Origin of the sequence: Micromonospora sp. CPCC 205739 (genome assembly GCF_036906795.1) — a bacterium.
In the GTDB taxonomy this organism is placed as follows: domain Bacteria; phylum Actinomycetota; class Actinomycetes; order Mycobacteriales; family Micromonosporaceae; genus Micromonospora.
On record NZ_JBAKHS010000019.1, the window covers coordinates 21305 to 39990 of the forward strand.

The following is an 18686-nucleotide window of genomic DNA, read 5'->3' on the forward strand; positions in this document are numbered from 1 at the left end:
ATGGCGGTGCACCGGGGCAGGTGGACGCTGGCGGACCGCGCCGAGAACGTGCTGCGGACCCTGCCGGTCACCGTGCCGCCGGGCACCGCCGCGCTCACCGTACGACTCGACTACCCCCGGCAGGCCGGGGTGCTCGACCTCGGCTGCGTCGGGCCGGCCGGTTTCCGGGGCTGGTCGGGCGGCGCCCGCGACGGCTACACGGTGGCCGCCGACTGGGCCACCCCCGGCTACCTGCCGGGCGAGCTGGAACCCGGTGAGTGGCAGGTCCTGCTCCGCCTGCACCGGATTCCGCCCGAGGGCCTCGACTACGAGGTCACCGCCAGCACCAGCACCACCGGTCCGGACGCCCCGACGCCGTCGCCGGCGCCACCGCGTCCAGACCGTCCGCCGCGCCGCGCATTGCCCGAGGTGGACGGCCGGCGCTGGATCGCCGGGGACCTGCACGCGCACACCGTGCACAGCGACGGCGCGTCCACCATCGACGAACTGGCCGCCCTGGCCGCCGCCCGGGGCCTGGACTTCCTCGCCGTCACCGACCACAACACCGTCAGCCACCACCCGTGGCTGCCGGCCGCCTCGGCCCGGTACGGCCTCACCCTGCTGCCCGGGCAGGAGGTGACCACCGACCGGGGACACGCCAACGTGTTCGGCCCGGTCGGCTGGGTCGACTTCCGGCAGCCACCCGACGAATGGCTGGCCACCGCGGAGCGGGCCGGCGGCGTGATGTCGGTCAACCACCCCCTCGGCGGTGACTGCGCGTGGCGGCAGCCGCTGACCAGGCGTACCCGGCTGGCCGAGGTGTGGCACTCCGGCTGGTGGGACCGGACCTGGGGTGCCCCACTGGCCTGGGCGCGGGCCTGGCGGCCGGACGTGGTGCCGGTCGGCGGCAGCGACTTCCACCGCCCCGGCGACGACGCACCCCCCGGCTCCCCCACCACCTGGCTGCTGGTCGACGCCGACCGTGATCCGACGGACGCCGTGCTCGACGCGCTGCGGGCCGGGCGTACCGCCGTCTCCGCCGGTCCCGACGCGCCGCTGCTGCTCCGCCTCGGCGACGAGCTGCTCGCCGTCGACGCCGACGGCCTGCTGCTCGGCGGTCCCGACGGCAGCCACCGCGTCGTCCACGGCGACCGGTGCCTCCTGCCGGCCGGCGACGGCCTGCACGTCCTGGAGTCCCACCGCATGGAGGTGATCGCACTGTGCAGCTGAGCGGACGCACCCGGGTGGCCGGCGCACCGGTCAACCACGGCATCTACCGGCACGACGACAGACTCCTCGGCCCGGACGACCTGCTGGCGGCCCTGTCCCGCGACGGGTACGACGGGGTCGACTCCGGGCCGATCGGCTACCTCGGCACCGGCGAGGCGCTGGCCGGCCGGCTCGCGGCGACCGGCATCGGGCTCGCCGGTGGCTGGGTCGACCTGCGCTACACCGACCCCGACGGCTTCGGCGCGGACCTGGTCCAGCTCGACGCGGCGCTCGACGCGTTCACCGCCGTACCGGTCGACGACCCCCGGTTCGCGCCCCGGCCCACCCTGGCCTGCCCCGGCAATCCCGGCCGGATGGCCCGGCCCGGCACCCCGCCCGACCTGACCTCGGCGCTGCCGGCCACCGGCTGGCCGGAGTTCGCGGCCCGGGTGCAGCAGGCCGCCGACCGCTGCCGGGACCGGGGCCTGGAACCGGTGTTCCACTACCACCTCGGCACCGACGTGGAGACCGAGGCCGAGGCCGACCGGCTGCTCGAACTGACCGACATCGCGGTCTGCCTGGACACCGGGCACCTGCTGCTGGCCGGCGGCGACCCGGTCGCGGCGGTCCGCCGGTGGGCCGGCCGGATCGGGCAGGTGCACCTGAAGGACGCCGACCTGGCCGTCCACGAGCGGGTCCGGGCGGCCGGCGGCGGCCTCGCCGACGTGGTCGCCGCCGGCGGCTTCTGCACCCTGGGCACCGGTGACGTCGACTTCGCCGGGGTGCTGGCGAACCTCGACGCGATCGGCTACACCGGCTGGCTGGTGATCGAACAGGACGCGCCGGCAGACGGGCGGGACCTCGACCGGACGCTGGCCGACCAGCACGCCAACCGGCGCTGGCTCGAGGAGGCGCTGCGATGACCGAACCCGGCAAGCGGATCCGGATCGCGGTCGCCGGGCTGGGCGTCATCGCCCGCACGGTGCACCTGCCGCTGCTGCAACGCCGCGCGGACCTGTTCGAGATCGTCGCGCTCGGCGACCTCTCCCCCACCCGGGTCGCCGAGCTGGGCGGCCGGTACGGCGTCGAGCCGGGCCGCCGGTACACCGACGCCGCCGCGATGCTGACCGACGGCGGGTACGACGCGCTGCTGCTGGCGACCTCCGGCTCGCACGGTGACCTGGCCGCGTCGGCGCTGCGCGCGGGCGTGCCGGTGCTCTGCGAGAAGCCGCTGGCCTACACCCTCGCGGAGGCGGACCGCCTCACCGAGCTGAGCGGCGGCGCCCCGGCGCTGATGGTCGGCTACATGAAGCAGTACGACCCGGCGGTGGCCGAGGCCGCCCGCCTGCTCGACGAGTGGGGCGGGGCCGAGCGGGTCCACGCGGTGGAGGTGACCGTGCTGCACGCCGGCGGCGACGGGCAGCTCGCCTTCGCCAACCTGCCGCCCGCCCCCACCGACGTGCCGGCCGGGGAGGTGGCCCGGCTGCGCGCCGCCGACGCCGCGCTGCTCGACGCCGCGGTCGGCGCCGACGCCGCCGCGCGCACCCTCTACCAGATCCTGATCAACAGCATCTCCCACGACCTGTCGCTGCTGCGGCTCTTCACCGGGGCACCGGCCACCGTGGAACACGTGGCGACCTGGCCGCTGACGCCCGACGGGCCGGCGGAGCCGTCGGTGGAGATCAGCGGGCGGCTGCCGGGCGGCGCCCGTTACGGCATCCGCTGGCTCAACCTGCCCGACTACCCGGCCTACCGGGAGACGGTGACCCTGCACCACGCCCGGGGCTCGCTGGAACTGGTCTTCCCGTCGCCGTACCTGCTCAACGCGCCCACCACGCTGACCCTGGTGGAGTCGCACGGGGGCGGCGAGCGGCGGGCGGCGTACCGGTCGGTGACCGAGGCGTTCGAGCAGGAACTGGTCGCCTTCCACGCGATGGTCACCGGGGGCGCGCCACCGCTGACCGGGATCGCCGAGGGCGCGACCGACGTACGGACCAGCCAACAGGTGGTACGCCGCTTCGGTGAGCTGACCGGAACGGCGATCGGCGGAGAGGCGGCGGACTCATGACACGACCGACCGACATCATCGTGGTGCCGCACACCCACTGGGACCGGGAGTGGTACGAGCCGTTCCAGCGGTTCCGGCTGCGGCTGGTGGCGCTGCTCGACGACGTGTTCGACCGGATGGAACGCGACGAGCGGCAGCGGTTCACCCTCGACGGGCAGCTCGCCGCGGTGGACGACTACCTGGAGGTCCGACCGGAACGGCGCGAACAGGTGATCGCCCTGGTGCGCGCCGGACGGCTGGCGGTCGGGCCGTGGCAGATCCTGCTCGACGAGTTCCTCTGCTCCGGGGAGAACATCATCCGCAACCTGGAACGCGGGCTGACCCGCAGCGCCGAGCTGGGCGGCGCCATGCCGGTCGGCTACCTGCCCGACATGTTCGGCCACATCGCCCAGATGCCGCAGCTCCTGGCCGGGGCCGGGCTGTCCCACGCCTGCGTGTTCCGCGGCGTACCCGATCGGGTCCGCACCCACGCGTTCGCCTGGCAGGCGCCGGACGGCACCACCGTGCGCACCGAGTACCTGCCCGGCGGGTACGGCAACGCGGCCGGGCTGCTGGACGGCGCCGCGCTGGTCACCCGACGCGCCGCCGACCTGGCCGTCCGGCTCGGCGGCTGGCGCCCCGAGGGCGCCACCACCCCGGTCCTCGCCATGTACGGCACCGACCACGCGGCCCCGGCCCCGGACGCCCCCGACCTGCTGGCCGCCGCCGACGTCGACGGCACCCGGCTGCGGCTCGGCACCCTCGCCGAGTACTTCGCCACCCAACCCACCACGGTGGACGGGCTGCCCACCGTACGCGGGGAGCTGCGCTCGCACGCCCGGGCGAACATCCTGCCCGGCGTGATCTCCGTACGGGCCCACCTGAAGCAGGCGATGGGTCGCGCCGAGCGCCGGGTCGAGCGGTACGCCGAACCCCTCGCCGCGCTCTGGCACGACCCGTCGGTGCAGCGCTTCCTGGACATGGCGTGGACCCGGCTGATCGACGCGAGCTGCCACGACTCGGTGACCGGGTGCGGCTGCGACGAGACCGCCGAGCAGGTGGCCGCGCGGCTGGCCGAGGCCGACCAGCTCGGCCGGGCGGTGTGCGACCTGGTGGGTGCCCGGCTGGCCGCCGCCGTGCCGCGCGACGGGTACCTGGTGTTCAACCCCAGCCCGACCGCCCGGACCGCGCTGGTGCGCCTCGACGTCGAGGCGCCCGACGGCGCGGCGGTCGGGTTGGCCGGCGCGGACGGCGGGACGCGGGCCGCGCAGGTCCTCGACCGGGCCCGGACGCTGCTCGCCGACGACCTGGTGCCGGCCGCCGACCTGCCCGCCGTGCTCACCCGGGTACACGGCCGGGAGCTGTACGGCCAGGAGGTCACCCGGTGGTCGGTGTCGCCGGCCGACGCCACCCTCACCTTCGAGGTGGCCCGGCACGGCGACCCCGCCTTCGACGTGGAGGACGTCAAGCTGGCGCTGGCCGACGCCGGCCGGCCGGACCACTGGCGGGTCCGCATCGTCGCCGCGCCCCGGCTGAGCGTCGCCGCGCTGGTCGACGTCCCCGCGCTCGGCCACACCGCGATCCGCCCGGTGCCGCTGCCGGCGAGCGAGGCGCCCGGCCCCGACGCGGCCGCTCCAGCGCCGGCCGGCGGGGTAGCTCCGGTGCCGGCCGGCCCGGCCGCGCTGCCCGGACCGGTCAGCGTCGCGGACCGGAGCCTGGACAACGGGCTGCTCCGCGTCGACGTCGCCGAGGACGGCACGCTGCGGCTCACCACCCCGGACGGCGTGGCGGTGGACGGGGTGGGCCGGATCGTCGACGGCGGCGACGTGGGCGACAGCTACAACTACGCCCCGCCGGCCGCCGACGAGCTGATCGAGAAGCCTCGCGCGGTACAGACGGTGGTGCGGCACACCGGCCCGCTGGTCGCCGTCGTCGACGTGCTGCGCGAGTACCGCTGGCCGGTGGCGGCCGACGTGGATGCCGGCTGTCGCGTGGTGGACTGGGAGCCGGTGGTGGTCACCACCCGGGTCGAGCTGCGCGCCGGCGAGCGGTTCGCCCGGCTCCGCGTCGCGTTCGACAACCGCTGCGACGACCACCGGGTCCGGCTGCACCTGCCGCTGCCGTCCCCGGCCCGCGCGTCGTACGCCGAGGGTCAGTTCGCGGTGGTGGAGCGCGGCCTGACCGCGGAGGGCGGCGGCGGTGAGGTGCCGCTGCCGACCTTCCCGGCGTCCGGGTTCGTGGCCGCCGGCGGGCCGGACGGGTCGCTGGCGGTGCTGCTGACCCAGCCCACCGAGTACGAGCTGACCGACGCCGGGCGCGAGCTGGCGGTGACGGTGCTGCGGTCGATCGGGATGCTGTCGCGCAACCGGCACGCCCTGCGCGACGAGCCGGCCGGCCCGCAGCTGCCCACCCCGATGGCCCAGTGCCGGGGCGAGCGGACCGTCGAGCTGGCGGTGCTGCCGTTCCGGGGCGAGTGGCACGCGGCGGGGGTGACCGAGGCGGCCGAGGAGTACCGGCACGAGCTGCTGGCCTTCGCCGGCACGGGGCAACTGTCCACCGCGCTGCCGGCCCCGGCCACCGGACTGTCCGTGGCCGGCCCGGGGGTGGCGCTCACCAGCGTCCGGGACCGGCAGGGTCGGGTCGAGGTCCGGGTGGTGGCCGAGATTCCCACCGACACCAGCGCGGTGATCGGGGCGGGGCGGGCTGTCCGGGGGGCCTGGCGGGCCGACCTGCTCGGCCGGCCGGGTGACCGGCTGGCCGTCGGCGCGGACGGGCTGGTCCGGCTGCCGTTGCGCGCCTGGGAGATCGCCACGGTGCAGCTCGACCTGGCCTGAGCGACGACGGGACGGGTGCCCCGGGCGGGGCACCCGTCACCGCTCGCTGCGCCGCGTCACGACCCGGCGGGCGACGGCCAGCAGGTACTCCTTGCGGTCGGTGGGGTTGTGGTCCGAGCGGGGGCGGGTGGGCGGCTCGCCGCGCACCGGGCGGTGGTGGTCGAAGGTGGACTCGAAGATTCCCTCACCGCGGGTCAGCTCCGGCAGCCGCCGCTCCACCGCGTGCACCCGCCGCGCCGGAACGTCGCCCTCGATCACGTACGACGAGCCGTGCGCCAGCGTCGTGTGCGGCACGGCGTCCAGCCTGGCCAGCGCGGGCAGGACGACGCTGAGCACGTCGCCCGGCGTCTCCAGCCGGAACCGGTGCATCGGCTCCTCCACCCGGGTGCCGGCGCGTCTCAGCGCCTCCATGAGCACCAGCGGGGTGAGGTTGCGGAAGTCCCCGGCCGTGCTGGACATGCTCTTGTCGAAGGTGCCGTGCGAGTGGCTCTGCCGGGCCCAGTACCCGGCGTGGGTCATCGTGACCTCGCAGTCGAGGACCTGCCAGCCGTGCGGTCCCTGGCGCAGCGTCTCGCGGACCGTCTCCTCGACGGCGGTGAAGAAGGCCGGTGGCATCGAGCCGAGTTCGACGCCGAGCCGGAAGCGGAACCCGCTGCCGGTCGGCCTGGGCGCCACCCGCAGACCCACGGTGGCCAGGAACGGGTTGGGCGCCACGCCGATCAGCTCGACCGCCGCCCCGGTGCCGATCAGCCGTTCCACGAAGACCGTCGTCGTCTCCCGGAAGCCGACCGCCACGCCGTACTCCTCGGCGAGGGTCGCCTGGATGACCTCCTTCTGTACCTCGCCGTAGAGCGAGACGGTGATCTCCCGCCGGATCGGGTCCACCCGGACGTCGATCAGCGGGTCCTGCTCGGCGAGCTCGCCGAGCGCGGTGTGCAGGGCGGCCCGGTCCGCCTCCCGCTCGGGCACCACGACGGTTTCCAGGCTGGGCAGGGCGAAGTGCCGGCTGCCGGTGGGCCGCGCCGCGCCGACCGGGTCGCCGATCCGGACCTCCCCGAGCCCGCGGAGCAGGGCGATCCGGCCGGCGGTGACCGCGTCGGCGCGGACGGTTCCGCCCCGGTCGAAGACCTCGATCCCGGTGACCGTGGCGACCCGCCCCGCGCCGACGGGCAGCCGGTCGCGCACCCGTACGGTGCCGGCGAAGAGCCGGACATAGGCGATCCGCTCGCCGGAGGTGCCCCGCGCCACCTTGAAGACGGTGCCGGCGGCCGGGCCGTCGGCGCCGTCCTCGGCCACCGGCAACAGCTCGGTCAGGCCGGCGATCAGCGGTGCCACGCCCGCGCCGGTGATGGCGGAGCCGGCGAAGACCGGATGGACCAGCGCCTGGCGGGTCTGCCCGGCGAGCGCCTGGCGCAGCCGCCGCCCGGTCAGCCGCCGCTCGTCCTCGACGTACTCGGCCAGCAGCGCGTCGTCGCGGGCGGTGAGCAGGTCGAGCAGCCGTCGGGTGAAGCCGGGGTCGGTGTCGGGGTGGGGCACGCAGCGGGCCGCCGCCGTGCCGGCCGCGTGCACGACGCCGGTCGCCAGCACCGCGGGGGTCAGCCGGGCGGCGATGTCGCGCAGCACCCGTTCGGGGTCGGCGCCGGCCCGGTCGACCTTGTTGACGAAGATCAGGGTCGGCAGGCGCAGCCGCTGGAGCGTCCGCATCAGCACCCGGGTCTGCGCCTGCACGCCCTCGACGGCGGAGACCACGAGCACCGCGCCGTCGAGCAGGCCGAGGACCCGTTCCACCTCGGCGATGAAGTCCGGGTGGCCGGGCGTGTCGATGAGGTTGACCGTGACGCCGTCGACGACGAAGGAGACCACCGCGGAGCGGATGGTGATGCCGCGTTGCCGCTCCAGGGCCATCGAATCGGTGCGGGTGGTGCCGTCGTCCACGCTGCCCAGGTCGTCGACGACGCCGACGGCGTGCAGCAGGCGTTCGGTCAGGCTGGTCTTGCCGGCGTCAACATGCGCGAGGATGCCGATGTTCAAGGTCTTCACGAAGCGTCATGTCCTTCGTGTGAATGATCATTCACAGGCGGTTGGACATGAACGCAGCGCGCATCGTCAGGCCTCTCCGGTCGGTTGCGGTGACCCACCCAGTCGACCAGCGCCTCCGCCGGCGGGCAACCGAATAAAAGGGGTCATGTCAGGCGCTGCCGCGGCGAGCCAAATCTCTCCTTTCGGAGCTAAAGGTGCGCATCGCTCCTCGGCGCGTGTCCTGCCTCGACGGCCGTGGTTGTACTCGATGTGACGCCACAATCACGCAACACCATGACGGATCGGGCAACGGCGCCCCGATGGCGGCTCACCTGGGCGCGACGCGAGAACGCGCGCCGCCGGCGCGCGTTCGACAGCGGCAACGCCGCCTGGCAGCGGGACAACGACCACCTGCTGCGGCTGCGGATCGAGGCCGCCGGCTTCCACGGGTACGCGCAGCCGCGCGACACCCTGCCGGTGGAGCTGGGCGACGACGAGGTCGTCTACCGGGTGCTGCCGGCGGCGGAACTGGTCGAGGCCGGGGCGCGGCACATCGCCGGACTGCCCATGCCGGAGCTGACCGTCACGCCCCCCGATCTCCAGCCGTCCGATCGCGGGCTGCCGACCGGCCTGCGGGTCGTCGACGCGGGCATGGCCGTGGTGACCAACCACCGGGTCGCCTTCTCCGGGCACCTTGGCCGGCGCGAGTGGACGTACGAAGACCTGGTGGGCCCGGCCCACCACCCCGACGTCACCCTCACCCTGCTCCACACCGCCGACGGAGGTCCACTCGCCGGGCTGCGCGTGCCGGCCAGCGCCACGGTGAACTTCCGCTTCTACCTGACCCTCGCGGTCGCCACCGCCACCGGGCAACGTGCCGCCATCGCCGCGCAGGTGGACGCCCTGCTGGCCGGCCACCAGGACAGGCGGCCGACGCCACCGGCACCGGCCGACCCGGAGCAGGCCCCGCTGACCGCGTTGCGCCACGATCGGGTGGCGGTCGCCGCCGCCGTCGTCGGGGTGGCGCTCGCGACGCTGACCGCCGGGGCGTCCTCGACCGAGCAGGTCGGCCCGCCGTACCGGGCGACCCTGGGCGGCGGGAGCGGCACGGCCACCACCGACGCGCCGACCATCGTGGACGGCGCCGACCCGAGCACCCCCGCCACACCCGCAGCCCCGGACAGCGGCACGGCCACCTTGCCGACCGGCCCGGCGTCGACCGCGCCCACGGGCGGCGGCACGCCCCCGGCGGACGAACGGACGTCGCGCCGGCCCAGGACGATCGTGGCCGCCGCGGCACCGGCGGACCCGGCTCCGAGTCGGGCCGCCCGTTCCGGCCCGACCACCGGACCGGCCCCGGCCACGACGCCGCCCCCGACCACCGCGCCCAGCCCGAGCACCGTGCCCAGCCCGACCACCGTGGCACCGACGCCGGAGTCCCCCACCCTCAGCCTCTGCCTGGAGCCGCTGCGGCTGCCACTGGCCGAGCGACTGCTCTGTCCCCCGACCAGTCGCTGAGGAGGCGGTCACCGCACCCGCATCGCCCGCCGGAACCGAGGGGCCGCAACGCCGGCCGTGATCACCCGCCTCGCACCGGCGATCGCGGAGGCTTACAGTGTGCGAATGTGGGAGTCGTTCGCCGCGCCGGTGGTGGGCCTGCTGGCCGCCCTGGCCGCGGCTCCGTCGTCGTCGCCGTCACCTCCTGTGGACGCCGCGCCGGTGCTGGCGTCGACACCGTTCGGTGCGCTGCCCGGACAGCAGGTGACCCACACCGTCACGCTCTCCGGCAGCGGCACCCTCACCACGACGCGGGTCACCTTCACCACGACGGTCGACCTCGACGGTGTCACCGCCCGGGCCGAGCCGGGCCGGTGTGCGGCGTCCCCGCGTACCGTCGTCTGTGACCTCGGTGACCTGCGCCTGAGCCCCACCGCGGCGTCGCCGCGGATCACCATCTCCGGGCGGGTCCGCCCGGGTGCGCCGCCGGGCACGGTGGTCCGCAACCGGGTCGACGTCACCTCGCTGGAGTCCACCGCGACGGGTGCCCGGACCGCCAGCAACGCGTACCTGCTCCCGGGATCGCCGGCCGCGCCCACCGCTGCGCCGCCGGCGTCGCCGGCCATGGCGGGCGAGGTCCCGCCGCCCGGCCGCTCGCCGCGGCTGCCGGCCGTCGCGGCGGTCGGGGCGGCCATCGCGGCGGCGGTCGTGGCGGCTGCGCTGCTGATGCGTCGGCGGCTGCGGCGACGGCACAACTCACCGCCGCCCGATCGGCTGTAACGACCAGGCACCGCGATCCGATGTAGCAGAGGGACAACGGGCTCGGCGGCGGGAGTACGGCATGGAGCAACGGTGGCGGCGAACCATCCTGGCGACCGGTGCCGGGGCGGCCACGCTGATGACGGCGACCTTCTGCCTGACCGTCCCGACGGCGACCGCCGCCCCACCGAGCGCGGCGCAGGGACCGGTGCCCCTGCCGACCCTGCCGAGCCCGTCGCTGTCGCTGCCGCCGATCGAACCGCCGAAGGTGACGCTGCCACCTCTCCCACCACCCCCGGTCAGGCCGCCGACCCGCCCGTCGGCCACCCCGTCGACCGGACAGCCGCCGCCCGCCACCACCCCGCCGACCGGCGGCAAGCCACTACCGGGCGGCGCACCGGCGGAGCCGGGCGACGACGGGTCGATGGTGCAGCCCGGATCGGCCCCCGCGCTGATCACCGGCGACCCCGGCGCCGACCTCTATCCGCAGCCGCCGGTGGACGCCGCCGTCACGCCACCGGCCCGCCAGGTCGCCGCGCTCAACGACGTCCAGCACCGAATCCAGTACCTGGAAAACATCCTCGCCCGCACCCGCGACGACCTCGCCCGAGTGCACCGCGCACCGGACCCCGTACTGCACCTGCTGACCACCCTGACCGCCGGCGGGGACGCGGACACGGCAGCGCCCTTCGCCGTGGCGGACTCCGCCGACGTCGTGGACACCCCCACCGGCCGCGCGGTCGCCCTCTCCGGCGCGATCACCTCCGGCCAGGCCGAACTGGTCCGCCGCCGGCAAGAGGAGGCGCGGCTGCGGCAGGAGATCGACCGTCGGGTACGCGCCCTACGCGCCGTGCCCGCCGTGGCGGCACCGGCCCGCACCGACGCCACGGCCGATCGGGCCCGGCTGCGCCATCCGCTGTCGGGCCGGCTGACCAGCCGGTTCGGCACCCGGTTCGACCCGTACTACAAGGTGTGGCAGCTGCACGCCGGGGTGGACCTCGCCGCCCCGACGGGCACCCCGATCCTCGCCGCCGCCGACGGCCGCGTCTCCCGTGCCGGCTGGTCCGGCGGCTACGGCAGATACACCTGCATCGACCACGGCCGGGCGGACGGCCAGCGACTGTCCACCTGCTACGCCCACCAGTCCAGGCTGCTGGTGGCGCCCGGTCAGCGGGTCCGCGCCGGCCAGGTGATCGGACTGGTCGGATCGACCGGCGCATCCACCGGTCCCCACCTGCACTTCGAGGTACGCCTCGGCGGCCGCCCGGTCGACCCACTGCCCTGGATCTGAACCGCACCGCGCGGGTCGGCGCGGAAAACCCGTTCGCCGGTACCGGGTCCGGCTCCTACCATCGGCGGTCATGAACGACATGAGCTGGGCGGACGGCGTGACCCGGGTGGCCGTCCTCACCGGCGCGGGCATCTCGACCGACTCCGGCATCCCCGACTACCGGGGCCCGTCCGGGGTGTGGACCCGCGACCCGGCCCTGGTCGAGGCGTTCACCCGCGACTCGTTCCGGTCCGACCCGGCGGTGCGGACGAGGTTCTGGCGCACCTACCTCGGCCACGCCGCGTGGCGGGCCGAGCCCAACGCGGCGCACCGGGCGCTCGCCGAGCTGGAGCGGGCCGGGGTGGCGGTCCGCATCCTCACCCAGAACGTCGACGGGCTGCACCAGAAGGCCGGGTCCAGCCCGCGCAAGGTGCTGGAAATGCACGGCACCATGCACGAGGTGCGCTGCACCGGTTGCGGCGCGCGTACCCCCAGCGACGCGACCCTGGCCCGGGTGGCGGCCGGCGACGCGGACCCCCGGTGCCTCGACTGCGGCGGCATCCTCCAGCTGGCCGTGGTGCTCTTCGGGCAGCACCTGGACGCGGACACGGTCAGCCACGCCGAGCGGATCGCCGCGCACAGCCAACTCATGCTGGCGGTCGGCACTTCGCTGCAGGTCGAGCCGGTTGCCTCGCTCTGCGCGGTGGCGGTGAACGCGGGCAACCGCCTGGTGATCGTCAACCGCGACCCGACCCCGTACGACGACCTCGCCGTCGAGGTGATCCGCGAACCGATCGGCACGGCACTGCCCCGGATCTGCGCGGCGCTCGCCACGCGGGCCGCCTCCGCCGTGCGTTGAAGTCACCGTAGCCGGCCGGTGGTGGCGACAGGCACACCGGCCGGTCAGTGGCCGCGGTAGAGGGCCTCGACGTCGGCGGCGTAGCGGGCCAGGACCGCCTCGCGTTTGATCTTCAGGGTGGGGGTGAGTTCTCCGTCGGCCTCGGTGAAGTCCCGCGGCAGGATGCGGAACGTCTTGACCTGCTCGGCCTTGGACACCGTCCGGTTCGCGTGGTCGACCGCGGTCTGGATCTCCGCGCGCAGCTCGGCGTCGTCGCGTAGCTCCGCCACCTCCGCGTCCGGGTGGCCGTGGCCGACCCGCCACCGCTGCCACGCGTGGGGGTCGATGGTGACCAGCGCGGCCACGTAGGGGCGGTCGTCGCCGACGAGCATGCACTGGCTCACCAGCCCGTGCGCGCGGATCTGCTCCTCGGTCGGCGCGGGGGCGATGTTCTTCCCCGCCGCCGTCACGATGATCTCCTTGGCGCGGCCGGTGATGCGCAGGTAGCCGTCGTCGTCGAGGCTGCCCAGGTCACCGGTGCGCAGCCAGCCGTCGTCGGTGAAGGTCGCCCGGGTGGCGTCGGGGTTGTTCCAGTAGCCGGGGAACACCATCTCCCCGCGGACGTGGATCTCGCCGTCGTCGGCGATGCGGACCTGGGCGCCCGGCAGCGGACGGCCGACGGTGCCGATGCGCATCGCCGAGGGCAGGTTCGCGGTCACCGCCGGGGACGTCTCGGTCAGCCCGTACCCCTCCAGGGCGGTGATGCCGGCGCCGCGGAAGAAGTGCCCCAGCCGGTGCTCCAGCGGCGCGCCGCCGACGATCGCCAACCGGCACCGCCCGCCGAGGGCGGCGCGCAGCGTCCGGTACACCAGCAGGTCGCACCCGGCGCGCGCCAGCCGCAGCAGCACTCCCGGGCCGCGCGGGGTGTCCATGGCCCGGCTGTACCGCACGGCGACGGCGTCCGCGATGGCGAACGCCCGCCCGAGGTGCCGGTCGTCGGCGCGCTGCCGGGCCCGGGCGTACATCTTCTCCAACACCCGCGGCACCGCGAGGATGAAGGTCGGGCGGTACTTCCGCAGCTGCCGCAACACGCCGGCGACGTCGGCGTTGTGCACCATCGTCGTGCGGGTGTGCACCACACCCACCTGGATCAGTCGGGCGAACGCGTGCGCCAGCGGCAGGAACAGCAGCGTCGACGCGCCCGGGTGCAACAGCTCCGTCAGCACCCCGGTCGCGCTGCGCACGTCGATCTGGATGTTGCGGTGGGTCAGCGTGCAGCCCTTCGGCCGGCCCGTGGTGCCGCTGGTGTACACGATCGTGGCGATGTCGTCGCCCGACACGGCCCGCCGCCGCGCCTCGACCTGGCCGTCGTCGACGGTGCGGCCCTGCCCCGCCAGGGCGATCAGACCCCCGGCGTCGATCTGCCAGGTCTGGCGCAGCGCCGGTAGGTCGCCGCGCAGGCCGGCGAGCATCGCGTCGTGTTCGGCGGTCTCCACCACGCATCCCACCGCGTCCGCGTCCGCCAGCATCCACCCCAACTGCTCGGCGCTGGAGGTCTCGTAGGCGGGGACCGTGACCGCGCCGATCGACCAGAGCGCGTAGTCGACGAGGGTCCACTCGTAGCGGGTGCGGCTCACCAACGCCACCCGGTCGCCGTGCCCGATGCCGGCGGCGATGAACCCCCGCGCGAGGGTGAGCACGTCGTCGCGGAACTGCTCGCAGGTCACCGGCAGCGCTCCGCCGTGCACCGACCGGGGAGCCGGCCACGACCGGGGGGCCGGCTCCGGACGGACGAACTGCACCAGGTCAGGGGACTCTCGCGCGTTGTCCCAGACCATCTCGGCCAGGCCCGGCACCGGCGTGCCGGTATGCGCCGCCTCGACCGTCACGTCCTGCACGACCGCTCCTCCGCTCGCCGCACCGCCGCCCAGCGGGGCACCTGGTCATCATGACCAGACCAGCGGCTCACGCGGCCCGGAACGGGAGAACTCGCGGCAGCGGACCGGGCGACGCTCAAGATTCGGCGGACCGGCCGCAGGGTACCGGGTACGGGTGTCTCCCACCGGTTACAACGACAACGCTGCCGCCGTACCCCGGCCGGCAGCCACCCCGGCGGCCCCGAAGCGGCGGCGCCGGCGCGTCCTGATCGTCCTGGCCGTGCTGGCGCTGCTCGCCGGCACCGGGCTCACCGCCGGGACGTACTACGTCGACAGCGTGCCCACGCCCACCGACCTGGAGCTGCCGGAGTCGACCACGGTCTACTTCTCCGACGGTCGCACCCCGATGGCGAAGCTGGGCGCGGAGAACCGGACGATCGTGCCGTACGAGGAGATGAACGACGCCGCCAAGCAGGCGATCGTGGCGACCGAGGACCGCACGTTCTGGAGCAACGAGGGCATCGACTTCACCGGCGTGCTGCGCGCCGCTTGGTCGAACGTCACCGGCGGCCAGCGCCAGGGTGCCTCCACGATCACCCAGCAGTACGCCCGGGTGGCCGCCGACCTCAAGGGCGTCTCCTACTCCCGCAAACTGCGCGAGGCGGTCATCGCCTGGAAGCTCGACGACAAGTACAGCAAGGAGGAGATCCTCGGCTTCTACCTGAACACCGTGCCGTTCGGGCGGGGCTCCTACGGCATCGAGGCGGCCGCCCAGGCGTACTTCGGCAAGTCGGTACGCCGCGACGCGCCGGCGGCGAAACAGCTGACCACGGCGGAGGCGATGGTGCTCTGTGCCATGGTGAAGCAGCCGGAGGCCGACCCGGACGACCCCGAGGGCCAGCCCGGCTACGATCCGGCGCGCAGCCCGCTGGCCCGGCAGAACTCGATCGACCGGTGGAACTACATCCGCGACGGCATGGTGGAGCTGGGCTACCTGTCGGCGGACGAGGCGGCCAACCTGGCGTACCCGGACTCGGTGAAGCCGATCGACCCGGCCGCCGGCCGGTCCGGCCTCGACCGGCCGACCGGCCTGGTGGTCAACCACGTGCTCAGCGAGCTGCGGCAGACCGAACCGTTCAAGGGCAAGCCCGCCGACTACATCCGCAACGGTGGTTTCAAGATCGTCACCACGATCGACAAGCGGGTCCAGGACGCCGCCGAGGCGGCCGCCGACATCCGGCGCGACACCGCGCCGGAGGCGGTGCGGGGGCAGCCGAAGAACTGGCAGGCCGCGCTGGTGGCGGTGGAACCGGGCACCGGCCGGGTGCTCGGTTACCACGGCGGCAGCGACGGCGCCGGCGCCGACTACGCGGGGTGGTACTACGACGAGACCGGCACCGCGCGCGGCTTCGGCCAGCACCCGCCGGGGTCGTCGTTCAAGGTGTACGACCTGGCCACGGCGGTCCAGGAGAAGATCTCGGTGAAGCAGCGGTTCCACTCCCCCGAGACCAAGGAGTTCCCCGCTTCCGGCCGGACGAAGGGCAGCCCCGCCGGGCCGATCCGCAACGCCGAACGGGCACCCTGCCAGCCGGACTGCGCGCTGTGGGAGGCCACCGTCGCGTCGCTCAACGTCACCTACTTCGCGCTCACCGAGCAGCTCGGCACGGCCAAGGTGATCGACCTGGCCACCCGGGCCGGGGTCGACTCGATGTGGGCCAACGAGAAGGGCAACCCGCAGCCGAAGCGGATCGAGCTGCGCGGACACTCCGGCCAGGAGCTGGCGCGGCACTTCTCCACCGAGGTGGGCATCGGCCAGTACGGCATCACCGTGCAGGACCACGCCAACGGGATGGCGACCTTCGCGGCCGGCGGGAAGCGGGCCGACGCGCACTTCGTCCGCTCGGTCACCAAGGGCGACGAGAAGGTCCTCGACGAACAGCTGGTGCAGACCGACATCGGGCTCGACCAGGAGGCGGTCAACCAGCTCAACTGGACGCTGAGCCGGGTGAAGGCGGCCAAGCTGGACAACGGCTGGGACTCCGCCGGCAAGACCGGCACCTGGCAGGCCGGGCAGAGCACCACCCAGAACGTGCACACCTGGATGGTCGGCTACACCGGCGCGCTGGCCGCCGCGGTCTGGCTCGGCACCGTCGACGGCAAGCCGCTGAAGACCTCCGACGGCAGCTACGAGGTCTACGGATCCACCGGCCCGGGGCCGATCTGGCGGCAGTTCATGGAGCAGGCCACGGCCGCACTCAAGCTCGACCCGGACAAGTACCGGTTCCAGGAGCCGACGTTCCCGCAGGAGGAACCGCCGCCGCCCACCGCCGCGGCGACGCCGAAGCCGACCACGGCCCAGCCGACGCCGACCGTGACCCGGCCGACCGTCACCGCCAGCCCGACCCGGCAGGCGACGCCGACACCGACGCCGACCCGCTCCCCCAAGCCCAGTCCGTCGCGGACCCCGAAGCCGTCGCGGAGCGCGGAGCCCTCCCTCACCCCGCCACCCCGGTGACCGCCCCCGGGCTTGCGGAGGGTGAAGCCGTCGATGCGCGCGGGAGACGGCGCGGCTACGGATAGGGTCGGGGTTCTATGCGCACGAAGCAGGAGCTGACCGAAGCCATCCGGCGGGACCGGAAGGCCGCGCTGGTCATCAACGTCGGCTCCCGCCGGGGCCGGGAACAGTGCGAACTTGCCCGGGCCCGGCTGATCGACGCCGGCTTCGACCTGCTCGGCACCTACCCGGTCGACCGGCCCGGGCAGCTCGAAAAGAGCGTCGCCACGGCGGCCGACCTGGCACCGGACGTCCTGGTCGTGGGCGGCGGCGACGGTACGCTCAGCACCGCCGCGCGGCTGCTCGCCCACCGCGACATCGCGCTCGGCCTGCTGCCGCTCGGCACCACCAACAACTTCGCCCGCACCCTGAGCGTCCCGCTGGACCTGGACGACGCCGTCGCGGTGCTCACCCAGGGCAAGGTCATCGACGTCGACCTCGGGATCGCCGGCGGGAGGCGGTTCACCAACCAGCTCGGCGTCGGCCTCTCCACCGACATCATGCTCCGCACGCCGCCCCGCCTGAAGCGGGTCTCCGGCCGGCTCGCGTACCCGCTGACCGCCCTGGCGCTGCTGGGCGGGCACCGGCCGCTGCGCGCCACCGTCCGCGCGGGCGACACGAAGTACGAGTTCGTCACCCACCAGCTCTACGTGGCCAACGGCGGCTTCCACGCCGGGCGGCCGATCGCCGCCGACGCCGACGCCGACGACCGGCTGCTGGTCGCGTACCCGGTCGGCGGGGCGACCCGCCGGGACCTGGTCCGCGCCACCCTCCGCAACGCCGCTACCGGGCATCGGCGGACGTTGCACGACGAGCCTTTCATCGCGGTGGACGAGCTGTGGCTGGAGACGGACCGGCCGGCGCGGATCGAGGTGGACGGGGAGCTGTGCGGGACGACGCCGATCCGGGTCGCGGTCGATCCGAACGCACTGCGGGTGATGGCGCCGGTGGACAGCCTGGACCGCTGACGCCGGGCTCAGGCCCACTCGCCGGAGAAGAGCGGAGCCACCGGGCGCTCCCGGCGACTGATCCGCAGATCCCCGAAGATGGTGCTCCGTTCCGCTCGTTCGACCTCCGCGTCCAGGTCGATGTGCAGTTCCTCGGACGCGTCGTGGGCGGCGCCGATGAGCACGAGTTCAGTCCCGGCGTGATCGAGGAAGCCGGGCGGGTCGAGCGGGGCGAAGCGGCGACCGTGGAACTTCTCCTGCAGCGCCGCGGGCAGCGTGACCTTGCGGGATCCGCGGAGGCCGACCCCGGGCGGGGAGGGCGCCTGCGGGTTCTTCACCGTGACGACGTAGCTCGGCTCCGGCTCGATGCTGAGCTCGTGCTGTGCCTCGCCGAGGCGCAGCGGAAGCTCGAGTTCGTACGCGAGGTGGGTGTGGTCGTCGTGCCGGGCGATCACGTACGCGCCCTCCGCCACGGGCCGGGCCGGCGGCTGGTTCCGCCGGTCGCGGGTCCTCGTCCGGTACGTGCGCGCCTGCAGGGCCTCGTGCAGCTGCTCGGGCCGGTCCACCACCGCGTCGACGAAGGCCCAGAAGCGGTCGTGCTCGTCGATGTCGGGCAGGCGTTTACGCCCCACCACCAGCAGCCGCAGATGCCGCCCCCGCCACGGGTGCATCACCACCAGCAGCCGCTGCACCTCGTCGAGGGAGTCGACGTGCTCCTCCTCGATCCGGGGACGGTAGAGGAAGTAGATGTCGCCGTCCTCGAGCAGCTCCGCCATCCGCCCCGGGTACCCGAAACCACCGGCGAGGAACGGGCGAGCCGGCCCGGGCAGTTGGATCTCCGCGAACCCGCCCTCGC

Annotated in this window: 13 protein-coding genes; 10 read left to right on the forward strand and 3 right to left on the reverse strand. The window is 74.6% G+C overall.

Annotated elements, in window-relative coordinates; translation table 11 throughout:
- From V6U88_RS23480 to V6U88_RS23495, 4 genes are read left to right on the forward strand one after another with little or no spacing between them, the layout of a single operon-like run.
- A complete protein-coding gene (locus V6U88_RS23480; protein ID WP_334456197.1) occupies nt 1-1209 on the forward strand; it encodes a CehA/McbA family metallohydrolase in 1209 nt (402 codons plus the stop codon).
- Nucleotides 1200-2111: a sugar phosphate isomerase/epimerase family protein gene (locus V6U88_RS23485; RefSeq protein WP_334456199.1), complete on the forward strand. Its 912-nt coding sequence runs from the start codon at nt 1200-1202 to the stop codon at nt 2109-2111. Before V6U88_RS23480 ends, V6U88_RS23485 begins: the two co-directional genes overlap by 10 nt.
- Nucleotides 2108-3256: a Gfo/Idh/MocA family protein gene (locus V6U88_RS23490; protein WP_334456200.1), complete on the forward strand. Its 1149-nt coding sequence runs from the start codon at nt 2108-2110 to the stop codon at nt 3254-3256. The genes V6U88_RS23485 and V6U88_RS23490 overlap by 4 nt, the downstream gene beginning before the upstream one ends.
- Entirely contained in the window at nt 3253-6069 is a 2817-nt protein-coding gene (locus V6U88_RS23495; protein WP_334456201.1) for a hypothetical protein, read from the forward strand. The genes V6U88_RS23490 and V6U88_RS23495 overlap by 4 nt, the downstream gene beginning before the upstream one ends.
- Before the next feature lie 36 nt (nt 6070-6105).
- On the opposite strand, the gene V6U88_RS23500 is transcribed toward V6U88_RS23495, so the two are convergent.
- Complete coding sequence (locus V6U88_RS23500; RefSeq protein ID WP_334456202.1) at nt 6106-8109, reverse strand: translation factor GTPase family protein; 2004 nt, start codon at nt 8107-8109, stop codon at nt 6106-6108.
- A gap of 273 nt (nt 8110-8382) precedes the next feature.
- Between V6U88_RS23500 and V6U88_RS23505 the strand changes: the two genes are divergently transcribed.
- The 4 genes from V6U88_RS23505 to V6U88_RS23520 all read left to right on the forward strand — a co-directional run bounded on the left by V6U88_RS23505 (nt 8383) and on the right by V6U88_RS23520 (nt 12473).
- The gene (locus V6U88_RS23505; protein WP_334456204.1) at nt 8383-9606 is read left to right on the forward strand and encodes a hypothetical protein; all 1224 of its coding nucleotides are present in this window, start codon (nt 8383-8385) and stop codon (nt 9604-9606) included.
- A 105-nt stretch (nt 9607-9711) separates the two neighbouring features.
- Entirely contained in the window at nt 9712-10365 is a 654-nt protein-coding gene (locus tag V6U88_RS23510) for a hypothetical protein (RefSeq protein ID WP_334456205.1), read from the forward strand.
- 61 nt (nt 10366-10426) lie between these two features.
- Nucleotides 10427-11635, forward strand: a complete 1209-nt coding sequence (locus V6U88_RS23515) for a M23 family metallopeptidase (protein ID WP_334456207.1) — start codon at nt 10427-10429, stop codon at nt 11633-11635.
- Nucleotides 11636-11705: 70 nt separating this feature from the next.
- Nucleotides 11706-12473 (forward strand): SIR2 family NAD-dependent protein deacylase, encoded by a 768-nt coding sequence (locus tag V6U88_RS23520; protein ID WP_334456208.1) that lies wholly within the window; start codon nt 11706-11708, stop codon nt 12471-12473.
- A gap of 44 nt (nt 12474-12517) precedes the next feature.
- Here the strand turns inward: V6U88_RS23520 and V6U88_RS23525 are convergent, their stop codons facing one another.
- Nucleotides 12518-14350: an AMP-dependent synthetase/ligase gene (locus tag V6U88_RS23525; protein ID WP_442934680.1), complete on the reverse strand. Its 1833-nt coding sequence runs from the start codon at nt 14348-14350 to the stop codon at nt 12518-12520.
- A gap of 154 nt (nt 14351-14504) precedes the next feature.
- Between V6U88_RS23525 and V6U88_RS23530 the strand changes: the two genes are divergently transcribed.
- Both V6U88_RS23530 and V6U88_RS23535 read left to right on the forward strand, forming a co-directional pair.
- Nucleotides 14505-16844 (forward strand): transglycosylase domain-containing protein, encoded by a 2340-nt coding sequence (locus V6U88_RS23530; protein ID WP_334456209.1) that lies wholly within the window; start codon nt 14505-14507, stop codon nt 16842-16844.
- A gap of 77 nt (nt 16845-16921) precedes the next feature.
- Entirely contained in the window at nt 16922-17851 is a 930-nt protein-coding gene (locus V6U88_RS23535; RefSeq protein ID WP_334456210.1) for a diacylglycerol/lipid kinase family protein, read from the forward strand.
- 8 nt (nt 17852-17859) lie between these two features.
- Here the strand turns inward: V6U88_RS23535 and V6U88_RS23540 are convergent, their stop codons facing one another.
- Complete coding sequence (locus V6U88_RS23540; RefSeq protein WP_334456211.1) at nt 17860-18606, reverse strand: hypothetical protein; 747 nt, start codon at nt 18604-18606, stop codon at nt 17860-17862.
- Between the last annotated feature and the right edge of the window lie 80 nt (nt 18607-18686).

What these genes read in the sequence shown, in the direction of transcription:
- V6U88_RS23480 (WP_334456197.1), top strand. Translation starts at nt 1, where the DNA reads ATGGCGGTGCACCGGGGCAGGTGGACGCTGGCGGACCGCGCCGAGAAC.
- V6U88_RS23490 (WP_334456200.1), top strand. Translation starts at nt 2,108, where the DNA reads ATGACCGAACCCGGCAAGCGGATCCGGATCGCGGTCGCCGGGCTGGGC.
- V6U88_RS23495 (WP_334456201.1), top strand. Translation starts at nt 3,253, where the DNA reads ATGACACGACCGACCGACATCATCGTGGTGCCGCACACCCACTGGGAC.
- V6U88_RS23505 (WP_334456204.1), top strand. Translation starts at nt 8,383, where the DNA reads ATGACGGATCGGGCAACGGCGCCCCGATGGCGGCTCACCTGGGCGCGA.
- V6U88_RS23510 (WP_334456205.1), top strand. Translation starts at nt 9,712, where the DNA reads ATGTGGGAGTCGTTCGCCGCGCCGGTGGTGGGCCTGCTGGCCGCCCTG.
- V6U88_RS23515 (WP_334456207.1), top strand. Translation starts at nt 10,427, where the DNA reads ATGGAGCAACGGTGGCGGCGAACCATCCTGGCGACCGGTGCCGGGGCG.
- V6U88_RS23520 (WP_334456208.1), top strand. Translation starts at nt 11,706, where the DNA reads ATGAACGACATGAGCTGGGCGGACGGCGTGACCCGGGTGGCCGTCCTC.
- V6U88_RS23535 (WP_334456210.1), top strand. Translation starts at nt 16,922, where the DNA reads ATGCGCACGAAGCAGGAGCTGACCGAAGCCATCCGGCGGGACCGGAAG.
- V6U88_RS23540 (WP_334456211.1), bottom strand. Translation starts at nt 18,606, where the DNA reads ATGGCGGAGCTGCTCGAGGACGGCGACATCTACTTCCTCTACCGTCCC.